Below are 17689 nucleotides of genomic sequence, written 5' to 3'. Positions count from 1 at the left end.
CAAGGTGCGAGCGTTAGTTAGATGATCTCTCGATGAGTCAATATATCCTGCGTCGCCTGATGATCGCGATCCCGAGCCTGCTCGGGATCTCGCTCGTGCTGTTCGTCGTGCTGGCGCTCGCGCCGGGCGATCCGTTCAGCGAGCTCGCGACCAATCCGAACGTGCCGCCCGAGGTGCAGGCCGCGCTGCGAGCCAAGTTCGGCCTCGACGACCCGATCTATCTTCGCTACCTGCACTGGCTCGCGGCGATGGCGCAGGGCGACTGGGGCTTCTCCTTTGTCAGCCGGATCAATGTCGACACGCTGATCCTGCAGCGGCTGCCGACCACGCTCTACGTGATCGGCTCGGCGCAGCTGCTGGCGCTGTTGATCGCGATCCCGGTCGGCGTCTATGCCGCCACCCGGCCGTATTCGATCTTCGACCAGCTCGCCAACACCTTCGCCTTCATCGGCTTCTCGCTGCCGACCTTCTTCACCGGCATCCTGTTCATCCTGGTGTTCTCGGTGAAGCTGGACTGGCTGCCCTTCGTCTACACCGACGTGCCGGGCAGCGGCATTCCCTGGCTGCTGGAGATGATCCGGCAGGCGATCATGCCGGTGATGGTGCTCGGCCTGTTCCAGGCGGCGTCGATGACCCGCTTCGTGCGCTCGGCGATGCTCGACGTGATCCGGCTCGACTATGTCACCACCGCCCGCGCCAAGGGACTCGGGCAGGCCAAGGTGATCGTCAAGCACGTGATGCGCAACGCGATGATCCCGGTCGTCACGCTCATTGCGCTGCAAATGCCTGCCGTGTTCGGCGGCGCCATCGTCACCGAGCAGATCTTCCGGATTCCCGGCATCGGCTCGCTGCTGATTTCCTCCATCCTCGCCAATGACACGCCGGTCGTGATGGCCGTGACCTTCGTCTTCGCATGTCTCGTGGTGCTGTTCAACCTGATCGCAGATGTCCTCTATGGCTGGCTTGACCCTCGCATCTCCTTCCGCTGAGCGGCGCGGCTATTCGCCCTGGCGCGAAACCTGGCGGCGGTACCGCCGGCACCGGCCGGCCGTGGTCAGCGCCGTGCTGCTGCTGCTGCTGATCGCGGCCGTCGTGATCGGCCCGTTCGTCTGGCGCGTCTCGATCAGCGACATGGACGTCGTGGCCGGCCTGCAGGGGCCGTCGCTGGCGCATCCGTTCGGCACCGACGATCTCGGCCAGGACCTGCTCGCCCGCATGATCTATGGCGGGCGCATCTCGCTCGCGGTCGGTCTCGCCGCGATGCTGGTCTCGGTGTTCGTCGGCACGCTGATCGGCGCGCTCGCCGGCATGTCGCGCGGCGCGCTCGGCTACGCGCTGATGTGGCTGACCGACTTGTTCCTGTCGCTGCCGCAATTGCCGCTGCTGTTGATGCTGATCTATCTGTTCCGCGACGGGCTAAAGGCGATGTTCGGTCCCGAGGGCGGCATCTTCATCCTGATCGTGCTGGTGATCGGCGGCTTGCGCTGGATGCCGGTCGCGCGCCTGGTGCGCGCCCAGTTCCTGTCGCTGCGCGAGAAGGAATTCGTCGAGGCGGCGCGCGCGCTCGGCGCAAGCCCGGTGCGCCAGGTGGTGCGCCACATCCTGCCCAACGCGCTGGGCCCCGTGATCATCGCCGGCACGATCGACGTCGCCGCCGCCATCATTGCGGAATCGACACTCTCGTTCCTCGGCCTCGGCTTCCCGCCGGATACGCCGACCTGGGGCCGCATCCTCTATGACGCCAAGGATTTTCTCGACATCGGCCCGCATTGGGCGCTGTTCCCGGGTGGCGCGATCTTCATCGCGGTGGTCGCCATCAACTTCATCGGCGACGGGCTGCGCGACGCGCTCGACGCGCGCAAGGTGATCTGATGGCGCTGCTCGACATCAAGGGCCTGAAAACCCATTTCACCACCGACGACGGCATCCTGCAGGCGGTCGACGGCGTCGACATCAGCATCAACCGCGGCGAGACGCTGTGCGTGGTCGGCGAATCCGGCTGCGGCAAGACCGTCACCGCGATGTCGATCCTGAAGCTGATCGCCATGCCGCCGGGCAAGATCGTCGAAGGCGAGATCATCTTCGAGGGCCGCGACCTGGTGCCGCTGACCAGCCACCAGCTCGACGACATCAGGGCCAAGGAGATCGGCTTCATCTTCCAGGAGCCGATGACCTCGCTCAATCCGGTGCTGACCATCGGCGAGCAGATCGCCGAGAGCCTGCGCCGCCACGAGGCGGTGACCAAGAAGCAGGCGCTCGAGCGCACCATCGAGATGCTGAAGCTGGTGCAGATCCCCAACGCCGCGGGCCGCGTGCATCATTATCCGCACCAGTTCTCCGGCGGCATGCGCCAGCGCGTGATGATCGCGATGGCGCTGGCCTGCCGGCCCAAGCTTGTGATCGCAGACGAGCCGACCACCGCGCTCGACGTCACCATCCAGGCGCAGATCCTCGACTTGTTGCAGGACATGAAGGAACGCTTCGGCATGGCGGTGATGCTGATCACGCACGCGATGGGCGTCGTCGCCGAGACCGCGCAGCGCGTCGTCGTGATGTACGCCGGCAAGGTGGTGGAGGAGGCGCCGGTCGACGAACTGTTCGGCAATCCCGGCCATCCCTACACTCAGGGCCTGATCCGCTCGATCCCGCGCATCGATCTCGACGCCGCGCACAAGACGCGGCTGGAGGCGATCGGCGGCTCAGTGCCGATCCTGATCAACCCGCCGCCCGGCTGCCGCTTTGCCGCCCGCTGCAAATACGCCATGAGCATCTGCACCGAAAAGGAGCCGCGGCTGCGCGAGATCGCGCCCGGCCACCGCATGGCCTGCCACCTCGGAGACGCGTCATGAGCGAACCGCTGCTGCGCGTTTCCAATCTGAAGAAGCACTTTCCGGTGCTGGGCGGCCTGCTCTCGCGCGAGGTCGGCCAGGTCTATGCGGTCGACGGCGTGTCGTTCTCGGTCAATCGCGGCGAGACGCTCGGCCTCGTCGGCGAATCCGGCTGCGGCAAGTCGACCACCGGCCGCTGCGTGCTGCGCCTGATCGAGCCGACCTCGGGCGAGGTCGTGTTCGACGGCCGGAGCGTCACCGGCCTCGGCGGCGGCGACCTGCGCGCCATGCGGCGCAACATGCAGCTGGTGTTCCAGGACCCGTTCGCCTCGCTCAATCCGCGCATGACGGTCGGCGCGATCCTCGGCGAGCCCTTCATCATCCATAACCTCGTGAGCTCGGCCAGCGAGCGCGAGGACCGCGTCGCGAGCCTCCTGGTCAAGGTCGGGCTGAAGGCCGAGCACATGCGCCGCTACCCGCACGAATTCTCCGGCGGCCAGCGCCAGCGCATCGCGATCGCCCGCGCGCTGACGCTGGAGCCGAAGCTGATCGTGTGCGACGAGCCGGTCTCCGCGCTCGACGTCTCGATCCAGGCCCAGGTCATCAACCTGCTCGAGGATCTGCAGGCCGAGCTGAACCTCACCTATCTGTTCGTCGCCCACGATCTTTCGGTCGTGGAGCACATCTCCGACCGCGTCGCGGTGATGTATCTCGGCCGCATCGTCGAGCTCGCCAAGGCCAGCGATCTCTACCGCAACCCGCAGCACCCCTACACCAAGGCACTGCTCTCGGCGGTGCCGGTGCCGGATCCCAAGGCGAAGCGCGACCGCATCCGCCTGAAGGGCGACGTGCCGAGCCCGATGAATCCGCCCAAGGGCTGCCACTTCCACACGAGGTGTCCAATCGCCGAGGAGCGCTGCCGGCAGAGCGCGCCGGAGTTGCTGGAAGGCAGGAACGGGCATTCCGTGGCGTGCCATCTGGCGTAGGTCGCGCGCCAGATGCGATAGCCAGCCGGCGCGGGAGCGCACCGCCTAAAATATCGAAAACAACCCCATGCAAAGTAGCCGGCGGCTGCGGGCGTCCGACACGGCACTGTCCGTAGCGGGTGAAGATGTCGTGTTTTTGTAGCTCGTGATCTGTCGCCTTCGTTTCTGATTTGCAGGGGAGCCGGAAGGCGGGGACGGCTTTCCCTGATTGATCATGCCACGGCTGTTGTGGCGGTTTTAGCCCTGTGGGTGAGTTTCTTTGTTCGACTTGAAGCCCGTTTCTCCGTCCCGACCCGCGCTTTCTCGACGGCGGCGCGCGCAGGAGCGGTCAAGGACGCGCGCTTGCGCGCCCGCCAGGGCTTGTCCTTGACGGCTCCGAGCACGCCGCCAGGCTGAAGCGCGTCGGGGCTGATCTGCTGTCCGTCAGGCGCAAACCTCGCCAATCGATGCGGTCCAAGGAACACGCTGACGGTGCCATCGGGATACTCATGGAGGCGCACCACAGCCTTGACGAAGTGAGGCCTGAGCCGGCTCTGCGGCAGCTGCAGCCGCCGACCGTTCCATGCAACGGTATTGTCGTTGGCGACGGTTCGCTCCTCGATCACGCACAGCGCCTCGCGCCAGGCCTCATGCCGGTCGGCCACGAATGCCGTGCCTTCCTGTTCGGGCTTGATCGCAAACGCGGCGTTGTGCCCGGGGATGTAATGCGCCTTCAGCCACGCGTTGGCAGCCTCAACCGTCGTGATCCCGGCAAGCCGCAGCTCCTTCGGCAGCCGGTCCTGCAAGGTGCCGAACACCCGCTCGGAACGCCCGCGCGCCTGCGGCGAATAGGCTGCGATATGCTCGATCCCAAGATGCGACAAAGCCCGTCCCACCTGGGTTTGTTGCGTCTTCGAGACCTTCTCGCCAGCTTTTGGGGTCAGGAAATAATGGCTGCCGCGGTCGGTGTAGAGCGCGCAGAACAGGCCATGTTCGCCAATCACTTCGCGCAAGGCCTGGAAGGTCGAGGCCGTTCCTTCTTCCTCGACCAGCACCATCGAGTAGACCTCGCTGGTCGCATCGTCCATCGTGACGATCAGGTCCCTCGCGGGCAGGCCTTCGATCCAAACGTGGCGCGATCCGTCCTGGTGCAGCAGCATGCCCCGAAGCGGCCGCCGCGGCCGCTTCTTGCGGTGCGCCGAACGCTTCGGAGCCTTCCGCACCAGCCCCGCCGCGTGCAGCGCCAGCTTCGTCACCGTATAGCCCAGCACATAGTCGTGCCGCTTTTGCATCTGCTCGTGGAAGTGCTTCACCGTGAAGTCCGCGTACTTGTCCCGGTACAGCGCCAGCATCCGTTCCAGCGCCTCCTCCGGCGCCCGCCGTGGCGAACGACGCCCCAGCCGGCGGTCGACAAGCCCGTCGTCGCCCTCCGCCTCATAGCGCTCCGCCCAGCGTTGAAACGTCCGAACACTGATCCCAAGAACCTCCGAAGCTGCCTCCTGCGTCAGTTCCTTCGCCTCCGTCCGATCCAGCAAATCTGAAAACCGCATCCGTCGTACACCCTCGTGAATGGATGCCGTGCCCATCGTGCCCCCCTTGTTCCGGAGCACCGAAAACACGACACTTCACGAGCTACAAACAGGCGACAGATCACGAGCTACTGACAGGCGTCCGACACGGCACTTGACATGTCGGGCAAATCAGCGGCATCATTCGATAATTCAGAAATAATGGCGACGATAGTTGAAGTCACGTCGTCAGACGTTAACGCCGCTTGGTCTTGGTCCGCGGCTTCGGTCCGGCCTTTGTCTTGATCTTCCGCCGCGGTGCAGGCGCGACGGCGTCCTCCACCTCATTCACCTCCGTCCGCAGCGTCTCGAGCAGCCAGTCGCGAAACGCGCGCATGCCCGGCGTCACCTCGCGCGACTTCAGCCAGGTCAGCCAATAGGATCCCGCCGGGACCTCGGCCGCGAACGGACGCAGCAGCCGGCCGGAGACCAGCTCATTTTCGAACATCGCGATCGGCACCAGCCCGACGCCGACGCCGCGCGCGGCGGCCTCGGCCATCGCGACCGAACTGTCGAAGATCGGCCCCTGGATTTTCGGACACGGCGCGCCGGCGACCGCAAACCATAGCGGCCATTCCTCGGCGCGGTAGGACCGCAGCAGGAATTCCTGCGCGAGATCGGACGGCTTGCGCAGCCGGTCCGCCGCGTCGGGGCAGCACACCGGCGAGAGCGGTGCGGACAACAGATGGATCGCCTCGGTGCCGTGCCACGAGCCGTCGCCGAAGCGCAGCGCGAGATCGAGCCCGTCGCCTGCTATGTCGACGCGGTTGTTGTTGGTGAGCAGACGCAAATCGATATAGGGATGCGCGCGCTTGAAGCGGTCGACCCTTTGCAAGAGCCATCCGGTCGCGAACGTCGTGACGCAGCCGACGGTCACGACCTCGCGCGTGCCCTTGGCCTCGATGCGGTCGATCGCGGCGCCGATCCGGTCGAGCGCGTCTGACAGCACCGGCAGCAGCGCCAGCCCCTCGTCGGTGAGCACCAGCCCGCGCGGCAGGCGGCGGAACAGGCTCGTGCCCAGGAGATCCTCGAGCTGCTTGACCTGATGGCTGATCGCAGTCTGCGTCACGCGCAGCTCCAGCCCGGCGCGGGTGAAGCTGAGCAGCCGCGCGGAGGCCTCGAAGGCGCGCAGCGCGTTCAGCGGGAGATGCCGGCGCACGGCGTCATGACCAAGTTTTCCTCATGTCTCGCTGTATAAATGATTGTTTGTGCGCCGTCACGCCGCCCGGCAGGTTCGCGCCGCCAACGGGAGATTCGACATGCTGACGAGACGGACATTTGGATTGCGCGCGCTGGGCCTTGCGGTGTCCTGCACTTTGCCGCGGCAAGGCGCAGCGGCAGGACCAGGCGAGCCGGCGCAGCGGCTGCAGCAGGAGTTTGCGCGCATCGAGCTGGCAACCAGCGGCCGGCTCGGCGTCGCCGCGCTCGACATGGAGACGGGATTGCGCGCGAGCCGGCGCGGCGACGAGCGGTTCCCGATGTGCAGCACCTTCAAGGCGTTGGCCTCGGCCGCGGTGCTGCACCGGGTCGACCGCGGCGAATCCAGCCTCGATCAGCGCGTGCAAATCGAGGCCAAGGATATCTTGGCCAACTCGCCCGTCACCAAGGAGCACGTCGCCTCGGGCATGACGCTTGCCGAGCTTTGCGAGGCCGCCATCACAAGGAGCGACAACACTGCGGGCAACATGATCCTCCGCGAGATCAGCGGGCCAGCCGGCCTGACCGGCTTCTTCCGCACCATCGGCGACAATGTGAGCCGGCTCGATCGCTGGGAGCTGGCGCTGAACGAGGCGGTATCAGGCGATCCGCGCGACACCACGAGCCCGGTGGCGATGCTGAAGGACTTGCAGCGCGTCGTGCTCGGCGATGTCCTGTCCGCGGCCTCGCGCCAGAAACTGATCGATTGGATGGTCGCAAACAAAACCGGCGACGCAAGGCTGCGTGCCGGCGTGCCCCGCGACTGGCGGGTTGCCGACAAGACCGGCACCGGCGAGCGCGGGACCTACAACGACATCGGCGTGTTCTGGCCGCCCGGCCGCAAGCCGATCGTGGTGACGGCTTACCTGACCGGGGCAAGTGCTCCCATCGAGAAGTGCAACGAGGTGATCGCCAATGTCGCGCGCGCCGTCGCCAATGCGAGCACCGGGCAGACCGGCTAAACCGGCGACGCCGCGACCGGCGGCGCCGACAACATCAGGCCGGCCAGCGACCAAGCAAGTCGCTCGCCGCCTCGAACAACGCTGCAACGCGCAATAGTTCGGCATCGGCCCGGAAGCGGCCGACCAGGTGCAGTCCGATCGGCAGGCCGTCGCGGCCGAAACCTGCGGGGATGCTGACGGCGGGATGCCCGGTCATGTTGAACAGCATGGTCCAGGGAAACCAGTGCGGCCGCACGCTGTCGAAACTCCGGCCGTCGATCTCGATCGTGCCGAACAGGTCCTGGTCGATCGGCAGCGCCGACCGGGTCAAGGTCGGCATCGCCAGGAGATCGCCGCGCGCGAACAGCGACTGCACCCGGCGGAAGAGCGCGGTGCGCTCGAACATCGCCCGCTGGTAGTCGACACCGCTGACCTGGGCCGCCAGCGCGAGCTGCTTCAGGAAGGTTGCGCTGAGATCATCCGGATGATCGGCCGCGAGCTTCTCGAAGCGGGTGCGCCAGACGGTGTGATTGATCGCACGCCAGATCGGCTCGATGTCAAAGCCGTCGCCGGAAAACTCTTCGAGCTCGGCGCCGAGGCTCGCCAGACGGTCGAGGCTTGCCTTGAACGCGTCAGCCACATCGGACGTGACCGGACGCCGCGGCGGCGACACGCAGAACAGCACCCGCCGGCCCTTGAGGTCGCCGCGCGGGGCGGCAAGCCCGAGATAGTCAGGCACCGGCACCCCGATCGACCAGGGGTCCGACGGATCCTCTCCCGCCATCGCCTGCATCATCAGCGCCGTATCCGCAACGGTGCGCGTGGTCGGCGTGACATAGGTCTGGTTGCCGAAAGCGTCCTGCACCTGGCTATGCGGGATCACCCCGTTGCTCTGCTTGATTCCGACCACACCGTTGCAGGCGGCGGGAATCCGGGTGGAGCCGCCGCCATCGGTCGCAACCGCCAGCGGCGCGATGCCGCTCGCGACGGCCACCGCCGCGCCGCCGCTGGAGCCGCCACTGGACCGCTCGGCACTCCATGCATTGCGGGTCCGCCCGAACAGCGGCGAGTCGGTCAGGCACTTGCTGCCGAACTCCGGCGTCGTGGTCTTGCCGATCAATATGCCGCCCTGGGCACGGAGGCGGGCCACCGCGACGGCGTCATTGTCGGGCACGTTGTCCCGGTACGGCACCGCGCCGAAGGTCGTCCGGACGTCTTTGGTGTTGACGATGTCCTTCACGGTGAAGGGGATGCCGTGGAGCAGACCGGCCGGCTCGCCAGCCGTGATTTGCCGCTCGGCAGCTTTCGCCTGCGCCATCGCCGCGTCACCGCACAGCGTGATGAAGCAGTTCAATTCGGGTTGCAGCCGCTCGGCACGGGCGAGCACCGCGCGCGTAACCTCGACAGGCGAAACCTCCTTGCGGGCGATGCGCCCACGAAGCTCAACGGCAGACAGCAGACACAGATCGTCGCTCATTTGGGCAAGGACTCGCGTCAGATAGGGTCGACGCCCGCATCGTGCCGCGCTGCATACGGCAAGTCCATCCGCTCGGACGCATGGCGCGCCCGCCACCGAGCCGCGACGGCGCATGGCCTGCCGGCGCGGCGGGCCCTTCCCGGCCGCGCGGCTTGGCAGCGACGGAGGATCATGCGACGCTCGAACCGAATGGCGCTGCTGTCAGCATGACGGAGGACCACGCCTTGTATCGCCGCATCGCCCTCGCCGCGCTGATCGTTGCCGGCAGCGTGCACGGCAGCCTCGCGGCGCCCGATCCGGCGCGGTGCCGCGAGCTGATCCGCAAATACGAAACCGACAAGGCCCAGCTCAGCGCGATCGAGATCTCGCTGTCGCTGTTTGCGGCCGCCAATGCCGATTGCGTCAACCTTGCTACCGAGCTGCTCGATCACGGCGCCTCGGTCGATGCGCGGGACCGGCTGGGCGCAAGGCCGCTGAGCCACGCCGCCCGCTCCGGCCATCTCGCGATGGTCGACCTGCTGCTGGCACGCGGCGCGCCGCTCGATGCGCGCAACCTCGCGGGATCGACCGCGCTGTATTTTGCCGCCGAGCGCGGCCATGTCGCGATCGTGCAGCGCCTGATCGACCGCGGCGCCGACGTCAATCTCACCGGACGCAGCGGCGCCTCCCCGGTCGCGGCCGCCGCCTATGCCGGCAGGGACATGGTGGTGCGCATGCTGCTGGCGCACGGCGCCGACGGCCGCAAGGCTGACGACACCGGCAAGCCGCCGATCGTCTACGCCGCGGCCGGCGGCCAGTTCGGCATCGTCAAGCAGCTGCTGGCGCGCGAGATCGACATCAACGCGCGCTATGCCAACGATCTGACGCTCCTGATGTGGGCCGCCGGCCCTGACGAGACCGTGCCGGAAGCGCAGGCGCTGGAGGTCGTCTCATATCTCCTGGACGCCGGCGCCAAGGTCGACGACCGCGATGCGCGCGGCCGCACCGCGCTGATGATCGCCGCCGAAGGCAATCATCCGGCGATTGCCAGGACACTGCTGGCGCACGGCGCCGACCCTGCGCTGGCCGACAAGGCCGGCAAGCACGCCGCCGATCTCACCATCCTCTCAGTGCTGCGCGAAGAGCTGACGCCGCGTTGAGGCGACTTGCTCGGACGTCATGGCCGGGCTTGTCCCGGCCATCCACGTCTTCTTTTGCCTGGATACCAAGACGCGGATGCCCGGGACAAGCCCGGGCATGACGAGTGCCCGCCGCTCACAGCCCCGCCAGATAGTCCACCAATGCGGCAAGGTCGTCGGGCGACGTTGCCAGCATCAGGTCGGACATGCCGGGATTGTTGCCGCGCGCACGGGTGCGGAAATCGGCGATGGTCTTGGCGAGATAATCCCGTCCCATGCCGGCAAGCCGCGGCACCGTGCCGTCTCCCTGGAAGCGATCGAGATGGCAAGCCGGGCAACCGACCGAGCGGCTGGCGCTGACCGCCTTCTCCGCCACGTCCTTGGGCGCGCGCGGCTGGCTGAGGTCAGGCCACGGCTTCTGCGAAAAATATTCCGCGATCGCCAGCATATCGTCGCGCTCGAACTGCGCCGCGATCGGCTGCATGATCTCGTTCTTGCGATCACCGCGCTTGAAATCGCGCAGCTGGATGTAGAGATAACCGGCCTGCTGGCCCCAGATCGTCGGAATGGTCTTGTCGACGGGCTTGCCGTTCTCGCCATGGCAGCCGGCGCAGACCTGTACTTTTTCCTCAATCGTCTCTGCGCGCGCCTGCGCTGCCATCAGCAACAGCGCGACGCCGCAAATCATCAATTTACCGAACATTGGCTCATCCTGAGGTGCAGTATCGGTCCACCTCCGTCATTGCGAGGAGCTCGCGACAAAATTGCAAAGCAATTTTGCGCTGGAGCGACGAAGCAATCCATGCTTCCACAAACGCGGCACAATGGATTGCTTCGCTTCGCTCGCAATGACGTGGCTGGACCTTTTATCCGACCAAAAAAGAGGCGGGACCGAACCGGTCCCGCCTCGCCGTCAATGTTTGCACGCGTGATGATGCATCAGGCCCGGCTCAGTCGAGCGTGAAGGCGATGATGTTGTTGCCACGCTTGTAGTCGAGCTGGGTGTTACCGCCCGCGCCGACCACGATATATTGCTTGCCGCCGACCATGTAGCTCGACGGCGGCGCGTTGACGCCGGCGCCGGCGCGGAAGCTCCACAGCTCCTTGCCGTTCGACGAATTGTAGGCCGCGAACTTGCCGTTGCCTTCGCCGGTGAAGACCAGGCCGCCGGCGGTGGCGAGGATGCCGCCGATCATCGGCTCGGGCGTGTTGACCTGCCATTTGATCTTGCCGTTGTTGTAGTTCACCGCGGTGATGTTGCCTGCCTGCTTCTCGCCCGGGATCACCTTGAAGGCGCCGCCCAGCCAAAGCTTGCCGTTCGGATAGGCCGAGCTTTCGACGTGGTAGGTCATCGGCTGGTGCAGATTGATCGCGTAGGCCAGCTCCTGTCCCGGATCGGTTGCGATCGGCGACCATTCGACGCCGCCATTGGCGCCGGGCAGCATGCGCGCGCCTTCCTTGGTCGGCAGCACCCACATGTTCTCCTGCGGCACCATCGCCTCGGAGAAGCGGATCAGGCTGCAATCCTTGCGATCGTGCACATAGATGTGCCCGGTCTTGCCGGCATGGATGACGCCGGGAATCGTCTTGCCGCTCTTGTCCTTGACGTTGACCAGCACCGTCGGGCTGACCGCGTCGAGGTCCCAGACGTCATGGGCGATGTACTGGAAGTGGCAGACATACTTGCCGGTGTCGAGATCGAGCGAGACCAGCGAATTGGTGTAGAGGTTGTCGCCGGGCCGGTTCGACCCGTCGAGGTCGGGCGACGGGTTGCCGACGACGAAGTAGATCCGGTTGGTCGCGAGATCGACCGACGGGTTCTGCCACACGCCGCCACCGAGCTTGGCATAGGGATCGCCGATCTTGGCGAGCATGTCCTTCTCGGCCTGGATATTGCGATGCATGTCACGGCCGGTGGCATCCTTGGTCGCCCAGACACCGACGGAGTTCTCCGGAATGGTGTGGAAATTCCAGAGCTGCTTGCCGGTCTTGGCGTCATAGGCGCGCACGAAGCCGCGGATGCCGTACTCGCCGCCATTGGTTCCGATCAGCACCTTGTCCTTGACCACGGTCGGCGCCATCGTCTCGCTGTAGCCGAGCTCGGGATCGGCGATGTTGGTGGTCCAGACCACCTCGCCGGTCTTGGCGTTCAGCGCCATCAGCTTGGAATCGAGCGTCGCCAGATAGACCCGGTCGCCGAGCACCTGGACGCCGCGATTGTTGGGACCGCAGCAATAAACCGTGATCGGGCCCATCTTGTGGGCGTAGTGCCAGAGCTGCTGACCGGTCTTGGCGTCGAGCGCATAGACATGGCTGAACGACGTCGTGACAAACATCACGCCATCGACGACGATCGGAGACGTCTCAAGCGATTCCTTGACGTCGGTCTGGAAGATCCATGCGACGTGCAGGTCCTTCACATTGTCCCGGCTGATCTGCTTGCCCGGATAGAATCGCGTCTGGGCATAGTTGCCGTTGGTGAGCAGGAAATCCCTGCTGTTCTTGTCGGCGGCGTTGAGCTGCTCCTGGGTCACCGGAGAAACATTGGCGTTGCCGAGGACCGACTGCTTCTCCTGCTTGACTTCCTGCGCGATGGCGGCGCCCGACAACAGGCCAACGCCAAGCGCGGCGGCGAATGCCGCAATCCCTCTCACATACATATCTTCCCCCGTTGTTTCTTGGTTGCAATATTAGGGATGCGTGTCTGCTACTTCCCTTCGAGGCCCGGTCGCCCTGGCGAGCCCGCAACCCGTTGCGTGGCCTGGTTGCGCTGCAATAGACGATCAAAAAAGGACGAAGACAGGTATCGATGGATGGATTCCATGTTAGCGCGGTCTTTCACAAAGACAACCGATGCGCTCAATGCGAAGCCGAAGCAGCATGACTTCGTACGATCGAAATGCAGCGATCGCGGGTTGGCATCAAATCCAAGCGATATCGAGTGCTTCGGACGCCTTCACGCATCACCGGGCGGATTTGCCTTCGCAGGCGCAGCACGCAAAATGAGACTAAGCGTCAAGCGACGGCATCGCGCGGGAGGCCGCGCCGGCTGAGGCCCTGCATGGCTTACCAATAGTCGGCCGGCAACTCCCGGCTGCGCGGCGGATCGGCGCCGGGCCGCGTGCAGGTGAAAGCGGCGCATTTGCAGGCAAAGGACAACGCACGGGTCAGCTCGGCTGCGGAGACGTCGCGCAACTGCGGCTGCGCGATCCGGTCCAACCGATGCAACGCGGCGAGCAGCGCCGCCTGAAAGCTGTCGCCGGCGCCGATCGTATCGACGACGTTGACCACCGGCGCTTCGGCCGCGATCGGTCCTGCCTTGCGATGCCAGGCGCAAGCGCCATCATTGCCGCGCGTAATGACGACGAGCGATGCGCCGCCCGACAGCAGCGTCTCGGCCCGCGCAGCATGGGCCTCGTCACCGAACAGATAGGCGAAGTCGACGTCGGACATCTTTACGATGTCGGCCTTGCCGCAGAACGCCAGCATGCGCGCGCGATAGGCGTCCTTGTCCTTGACGAGGTTCGGTCGGCAGTTCGGATCGAGCGAGATCGTCACGTTCGGCCGCGCAACCTCGATCAAGGCCAGCGTCTCCGCCGCACCCTTGTCATGGACCAGCGTGGTCGAGCCGGTATGCACGCAGGTGACGCCGTCAAGCGCGACCGCATCGCGCCGATAGGTCCAGTTCCGCGACGCGGTGTCGGCGTCATAGAAGGCGTATTGCGTCTCGGTGCCGGTGACGCGCGCAAAGGCCAGCGTGGCCTGGCGATTGCTCCGCGTGGCGCGACGAAGATCGACGCCGGACGCCGCGGCATGATCGGCGATCATCCTGCCGAAGGTGTCGGTCGAGATGCCGCCGACAAAGCCGGTGGGAACATCGAGCCGGGCACTGCCGATCGCGATGTTGAGGCAGGAGCCGCCGACGGCGGGCGTCAAGGCCTCACGTCCGTCCGCCGTCTTCGACGGCAGGAAATCGATCAGCGCATCTCCGCAACTCAGCAGCATGGGGCAAACCTTACGTCGGCGCTTCGCCGGGCACCCGCCTCATCGCCTCGCGGCTGTCGCGGTCAAGCTCTCGCAGCAGCTTGTGCACGCCGCGCTTCTTGCGGTGGAACTCGGCGAGCTCCGGCCTGGTCGGCTCGCTCAACCGTCCAAGCGCCGACATGCCGGCCATCGCCGCATTGATCGAGTTGTGCGCGCCGCTGGCGACCGCGCCCAGCATCGCGGCGCCGAGCAAGACGGGTTCTTGGGTCTGCGGCAGTGCCACCGTGTAGCCTGTCGTGTCGGCCATGATCTGGCGCACCAGGGGGCTGCGGCTCGCGCCGCCGCCGATCACGATGGTCTTGCCTTTGACGCCATGCGCCTGCAAGGCGTCGATGACGTCGGCAAGGCCATAGGCCAGCCCGCACAGGCCGGCGATGAACAGCCGCTCCAGCGCCGACACGTCGGTGTCGAGATCGAGCCCCGCGATCACCGCGCGCGAGCCGGGATCGGCATAGGGCGAACGGTTGCCGAGGAACTCCGGCAGAACGTGAACGTTGCGCGCGAGCAGCGCCGCAGCACCGGCATTGCCGCTGCGCGCCAGGATGCGCTTCTCGAGATATTCGATGACGTCGACGCCGTCGGTCTTCGCCGCGAGCGCAACCTCGGCATGCGCCGGATGCGACTTGAGCAGGTGATCGATCGCGGCGCCCGCCGCCGATTGGCCGCCCTCGTTCAGCCAGAAGCCCGGCACCATGCCTTCGAAATACGGGCCCCAGACGCCGGGCACGAAGCAGGGATCGACCGTCGTCGCCATGATGCAGGCCGACGTTCCCATGATGTAGGCGAGCCGTTGGCAGACATCGACCTCGGCGCCGGAGCCATCGCGGCCGCCGATCGCGCCGACGCCGCCGGCATGGGCATCGATCAGGGGGGCACCGACCGCGGTTCCCGGCAGCAGGCCGAGATCGCGCGCGGCATCCTCGGACAGCCCGCGACCGAGCGGCGAGCCGGGCGGCACGATCTCGCTGCCGATCCGCCCAAAACGGTCGGCCGCGAGCGCCTCGAGCCCGACCCGCTTGAAAAAGGATTCACTCCAGCCGCCCTCGCCGGCGACATAGGTCCATTTGCAGGTGACCGTGCAGGTCGAGCGCGCCAGCGAGCCGGACGCGCGGAATGAGAGATAGTCGGCAAGATCGAAGAAATGCCCGGCGGCCTCGAAGGTCACGGGCAGATGCCGCTTCAGCCAGAGGATCTTCGGGATCTCCATCTCCGGCGAGATGGCGCCGCCGACATAGCGCAGCACCTTGTCGCCGGTCGCGTTGACGAATTCGGTTTCGTCCATCGCGCGGTGGTCCATCCAGACCACGACATTGCGTACGGGATCGCCCGACGGGCTGACGGTGAGCGGCCGGCCTTCCCCATCCAGCACAACCAGCGAACAGGTCGCGTCGAAGCCGATGCCTTTGACGTGTTCGGCGGCAACCGCAGCCTCCCGCATCGCACCGCGCACGGAGGCGACGCAGGCCGCCCAGATGTCATCGGACGATTGCTCCACGATATCGCCGGGCTCGTGCCAGACCCGGATCGGATGCCGGGCCGACCCGAGCAGCTTCCCCGACTCGTCGAACACGCCCGCCCGGGCGCTGGTGCTGCCGACGTCCACCCCGATATAGGCTTGCCGCATGACCGCTCTATCTTCCGTTGAGCACGATCCCCGGGCGCAAGCCTACCAGCAAGTGTAGCCGCCATCGACCAGAACGATGCTTCCGGTCATCAGGCTCGCCGCCTCGGACGCCAGGAACAGCACCACGGAGGCGATCTCGTCAACCTGCCCCATCCGCGCCATCGGGGTTCCACCGATCCAGGCGTCGTACATTCTGGGGCTGTTCTTCACGAAGGCGTTCAGCGGCGTCTCGATATAGGTCGGCGCCACGGCGTTGACGCGAACCCCGCGCGCGCCCCATTCGGCGGCGAGCGATTTCGTCAGGTGATGCACCGCGGCCTTGGAGGCGTTGTAGAAGCACTGTTCCTGCGGCTTGTTGACGATGAAGCCGGACATCGAGCCGACATTGACGATGGTGCCGGATTTCGCCTTCAGCATGTGATTGCCGAAGGCGCGACAGCACCAGAAGGTGCCGTTCAAGTTGACGTCGATGACGTTGAGCCAGTGCTCGTCGGTTACGGTCTCGGCCGGCGTCTCGCTGCGGGCGATGCCCGCATTGTTGACGAGAATGTCGACCTTACCGTACTTGCCGACCAGTTCGTCGGCGACCGCGGCGACGCGACCGGAATCCGTCACGTCCATCAGCGCGATGTCGGCGTCAAAGCCCTTGGCCTTCAGCGCCGCCTGCGCGTCATTGGCAACCTTGGCGTCGCGATCGCCGATGATGACCTTGGCGCCGGCTTCGGCGAGCGCCTCGGCGCAGGCGAGCCCGATGCCCTGACCCGCGCCGGTGATGATGGCGGTCTTGCCGCCGAGCCTGAATTTTTCGAGATACATTTTCTTCTTCCTTAGCTTCTCTTTGAGCATGATCTGTTCGGAACGCCGCTTCACGCTTTGCGCTAACGCGGCCCCTCCGGGTCCGGATCACGCTCTACGCGTGAATCGATTTTCCGCTGTCGTCGAAACGGTGGATGCGCGCCGGATCCGGGATCAGCGACACCCGGTCGCCGGGATGCAAGTCGAGCTCGCCGACATAGCGCGCGGTCAGCATTCCCAGCGGTCCGGCGTCGACATAGAGGAAGGTGTCGCTGCCGAGATGCTCGGCGACCGAGACGGTGCCGTGCCAGCCGCCCTGCCCGTCGCGCTCGACCTTCAGATGCTCGGGCCGCACCCCGATGGTCGCGCCGCCCTGCTGCTTGGCGATCTCACCGGTGACGAAATTCATCTTCGGCGAGCCGATGAAGCCGGCGACGAACAGATTGGCCGGCTTTTCGTAGAGCTCGAGCGGCGATCCGTATTGCTCGATCTTGCCGCCGTTCAGCACCACGATCTTGTCCGCCATGGTCATGGCCTCGACCTGGTCGTGGGTGACGTAGATCGCCGTGGTGCCGAGCTGCTTCTGCAACCGCGTCACCTCGAGCCGCATCTGCACGCGCAGCGCGGCATCGAGATTGGACAGCGGCTCGTCGAACAGGAACGCCTTCGGCTCGCGCACGATGGCGCGCCCGATCGCGACGCGCTGGCGCTGGCCGCCGGAGAGCTCGCGCGGCTTGCGGTCGAGATAGGGCGTCAGATTGAGCGTCGCCGCGGCCGCCTCGACCTTGCGGTTGATCTCGCCCTTGGCGATCCCGGCCATCTTCAGGCCGAACGCGATGTTGCCGCGCACGCTCATATGCGGATAGAGCGCGTAGGACTGGAACACCATCGACAGCCCGCGCTTGGCCGGCGGCACGTCGACCACGTTGCGCCCGTCGATCAGGATGGCGCCGCCGGTGACATCCTCGAGCCCTGCGATCAGCCGCAGCAGCGTGGTCTTGCCGCAGCCGGACGGACCGACGAACACGACAAAGGAGCCGTCGGCGATGTCGAGATCGGCGCCCTTGATGATGTGGACCGGCCCGAACGATTTTTGCACACCCTGCAGCGTAATCTGACCCATGGCAAAAGC

The 17689-nt window shown here is 66.0% G+C and carries 15 protein-coding genes; 6 read left to right on the top strand and 9 right to left on the bottom strand.

Going from position 1 to position 17689, the window contains the following annotated elements; all coding sequences use genetic code 11:
* Window positions 1–32: 32 nt before the first annotated feature.
* The 4 genes from ACVWZM_RS29810 to ACVWZM_RS29795 are packed head-to-tail and all read left to right on the top strand — an operon-like array spanning window position 33 to window position 3814.
* A complete protein-coding gene (locus tag ACVWZM_RS29810) occupies window positions 33–989 on the top strand; it encodes an ABC transporter permease (protein ID WP_016842735.1) in 957 nt (318 codons plus the stop codon).
* On the top strand, window positions 955–1872 hold the full coding sequence (locus tag ACVWZM_RS29805; RefSeq protein ID WP_028334911.1) for an ABC transporter permease: 918 nt from the start codon (window positions 955–957) through the stop codon (window positions 1870–1872). Before ACVWZM_RS29810 ends, ACVWZM_RS29805 begins: the two co-directional genes overlap by 35 nt.
* A complete protein-coding gene (locus ACVWZM_RS29800) occupies window positions 1869–2849 on the top strand; it encodes an ABC transporter ATP-binding protein (protein ID WP_141340051.1) in 981 nt (326 codons plus the stop codon). Before ACVWZM_RS29805 ends, ACVWZM_RS29800 begins: the two co-directional genes overlap by 4 nt.
* A complete protein-coding gene (locus tag ACVWZM_RS29795) occupies window positions 2846–3814 on the top strand; it encodes an ABC transporter ATP-binding protein (protein WP_057019236.1) in 969 nt (322 codons plus the stop codon). The genes ACVWZM_RS29800 and ACVWZM_RS29795 overlap by 4 nt, the downstream gene beginning before the upstream one ends.
* 212 nt (window positions 3815–4026) lie before the next feature.
* Here ACVWZM_RS29795 and ACVWZM_RS29790 read toward each other — a convergent pair whose 3' ends face one another.
* Window positions 4027–5343 carry an ISNCY family transposase gene (locus ACVWZM_RS29790; protein ID WP_456855478.1) on the bottom strand — a complete coding sequence of 439 codons (1317 nt, stop codon included), beginning with the start codon at window positions 5341–5343 and terminating at the stop codon, window positions 4027–4029.
* A 214-nt stretch (window positions 5344–5557) separates the two neighbouring features.
* Window positions 5558–6520 (bottom strand): LysR family transcriptional regulator, encoded by a 963-nt coding sequence (locus tag ACVWZM_RS29785; RefSeq protein WP_253607242.1) that lies wholly within the window; start codon window positions 6518–6520, stop codon window positions 5558–5560.
* 100 nt (window positions 6521–6620) lie between these two features.
* On the opposite strand from ACVWZM_RS29785, the gene bla reads away from it, so the two are divergent.
* Window positions 6621–7520, top strand: a complete 900-nt coding sequence (gene bla, locus ACVWZM_RS29780) for a class A beta-lactamase (protein WP_456855477.1) — start codon at window positions 6621–6623, stop codon at window positions 7518–7520.
* A 34-nt stretch (window positions 7521–7554) separates the two neighbouring features.
* Here bla and ACVWZM_RS29775 read toward each other — a convergent pair whose 3' ends face one another.
* Window positions 7555–8976, bottom strand: coding sequence for an amidase (locus tag ACVWZM_RS29775; RefSeq protein WP_076830648.1), 1422 nt, complete (start codon window positions 8974–8976; stop codon window positions 7555–7557).
* 206 nt (window positions 8977–9182) lie between these two features.
* On the opposite strand from ACVWZM_RS29775, the gene ACVWZM_RS29770 reads away from it, so the two are divergent.
* The gene (locus ACVWZM_RS29770; protein ID WP_456855476.1) at window positions 9183–10115 is read left to right on the top strand and encodes an ankyrin repeat domain-containing protein; all 933 of its coding nucleotides are present in this window, start codon (window positions 9183–9185) and stop codon (window positions 10113–10115) included.
* A gap of 115 nt (window positions 10116–10230) precedes the next feature.
* Here ACVWZM_RS29770 and ACVWZM_RS29765 read toward each other — a convergent pair whose 3' ends face one another.
* The 6 genes from ACVWZM_RS29765 to ACVWZM_RS29740 all read right to left on the bottom strand — a co-directional run bounded on the left by ACVWZM_RS29765 (window position 10231) and on the right by ACVWZM_RS29740 (window position 17680).
* A complete protein-coding gene (locus ACVWZM_RS29765; protein WP_229190982.1) occupies window positions 10231–10797 on the bottom strand; it encodes a c-type cytochrome in 567 nt (188 codons plus the stop codon).
* A 247-nt stretch (window positions 10798–11044) separates the two neighbouring features.
* Complete coding sequence (locus tag ACVWZM_RS29760; RefSeq protein ID WP_168855785.1) at window positions 11045–12754, bottom strand: pyrroloquinoline quinone-dependent dehydrogenase; 1710 nt, start codon at window positions 12752–12754, stop codon at window positions 11045–11047.
* A gap of 406 nt (window positions 12755–13160) precedes the next feature.
* Complete coding sequence (locus ACVWZM_RS29755; RefSeq protein WP_456855475.1) at window positions 13161–14099, bottom strand: carbohydrate kinase family protein; 939 nt, start codon at window positions 14097–14099, stop codon at window positions 13161–13163.
* Between the two features lie 10 nt (window positions 14100–14109).
* Complete coding sequence (locus tag ACVWZM_RS29750; RefSeq protein ID WP_456855474.1) at window positions 14110–15762, bottom strand: FGGY-family carbohydrate kinase; 1653 nt, start codon at window positions 15760–15762, stop codon at window positions 14110–14112.
* Between the two features lie 42 nt (window positions 15763–15804).
* The gene (locus tag ACVWZM_RS29745; protein WP_057019317.1) at window positions 15805–16578 is read right to left on the bottom strand and encodes an SDR family NAD(P)-dependent oxidoreductase; all 774 of its coding nucleotides are present in this window, start codon (window positions 16576–16578) and stop codon (window positions 15805–15807) included.
* A 94-nt stretch (window positions 16579–16672) separates the two neighbouring features.
* A complete protein-coding gene (locus ACVWZM_RS29740) occupies window positions 16673–17680 on the bottom strand; it encodes an ABC transporter ATP-binding protein (RefSeq protein WP_076830629.1) in 1008 nt (335 codons plus the stop codon).
* Window positions 17681–17689: the final 9 nt, after the last annotated feature.

The organism is Bradyrhizobium sp. USDA 4501 (genome assembly GCF_054062115.1).
Note: the sequence above shows the minus strand (reverse complement) of the source record. Positions and strands in the feature narration are given on the sequence as shown.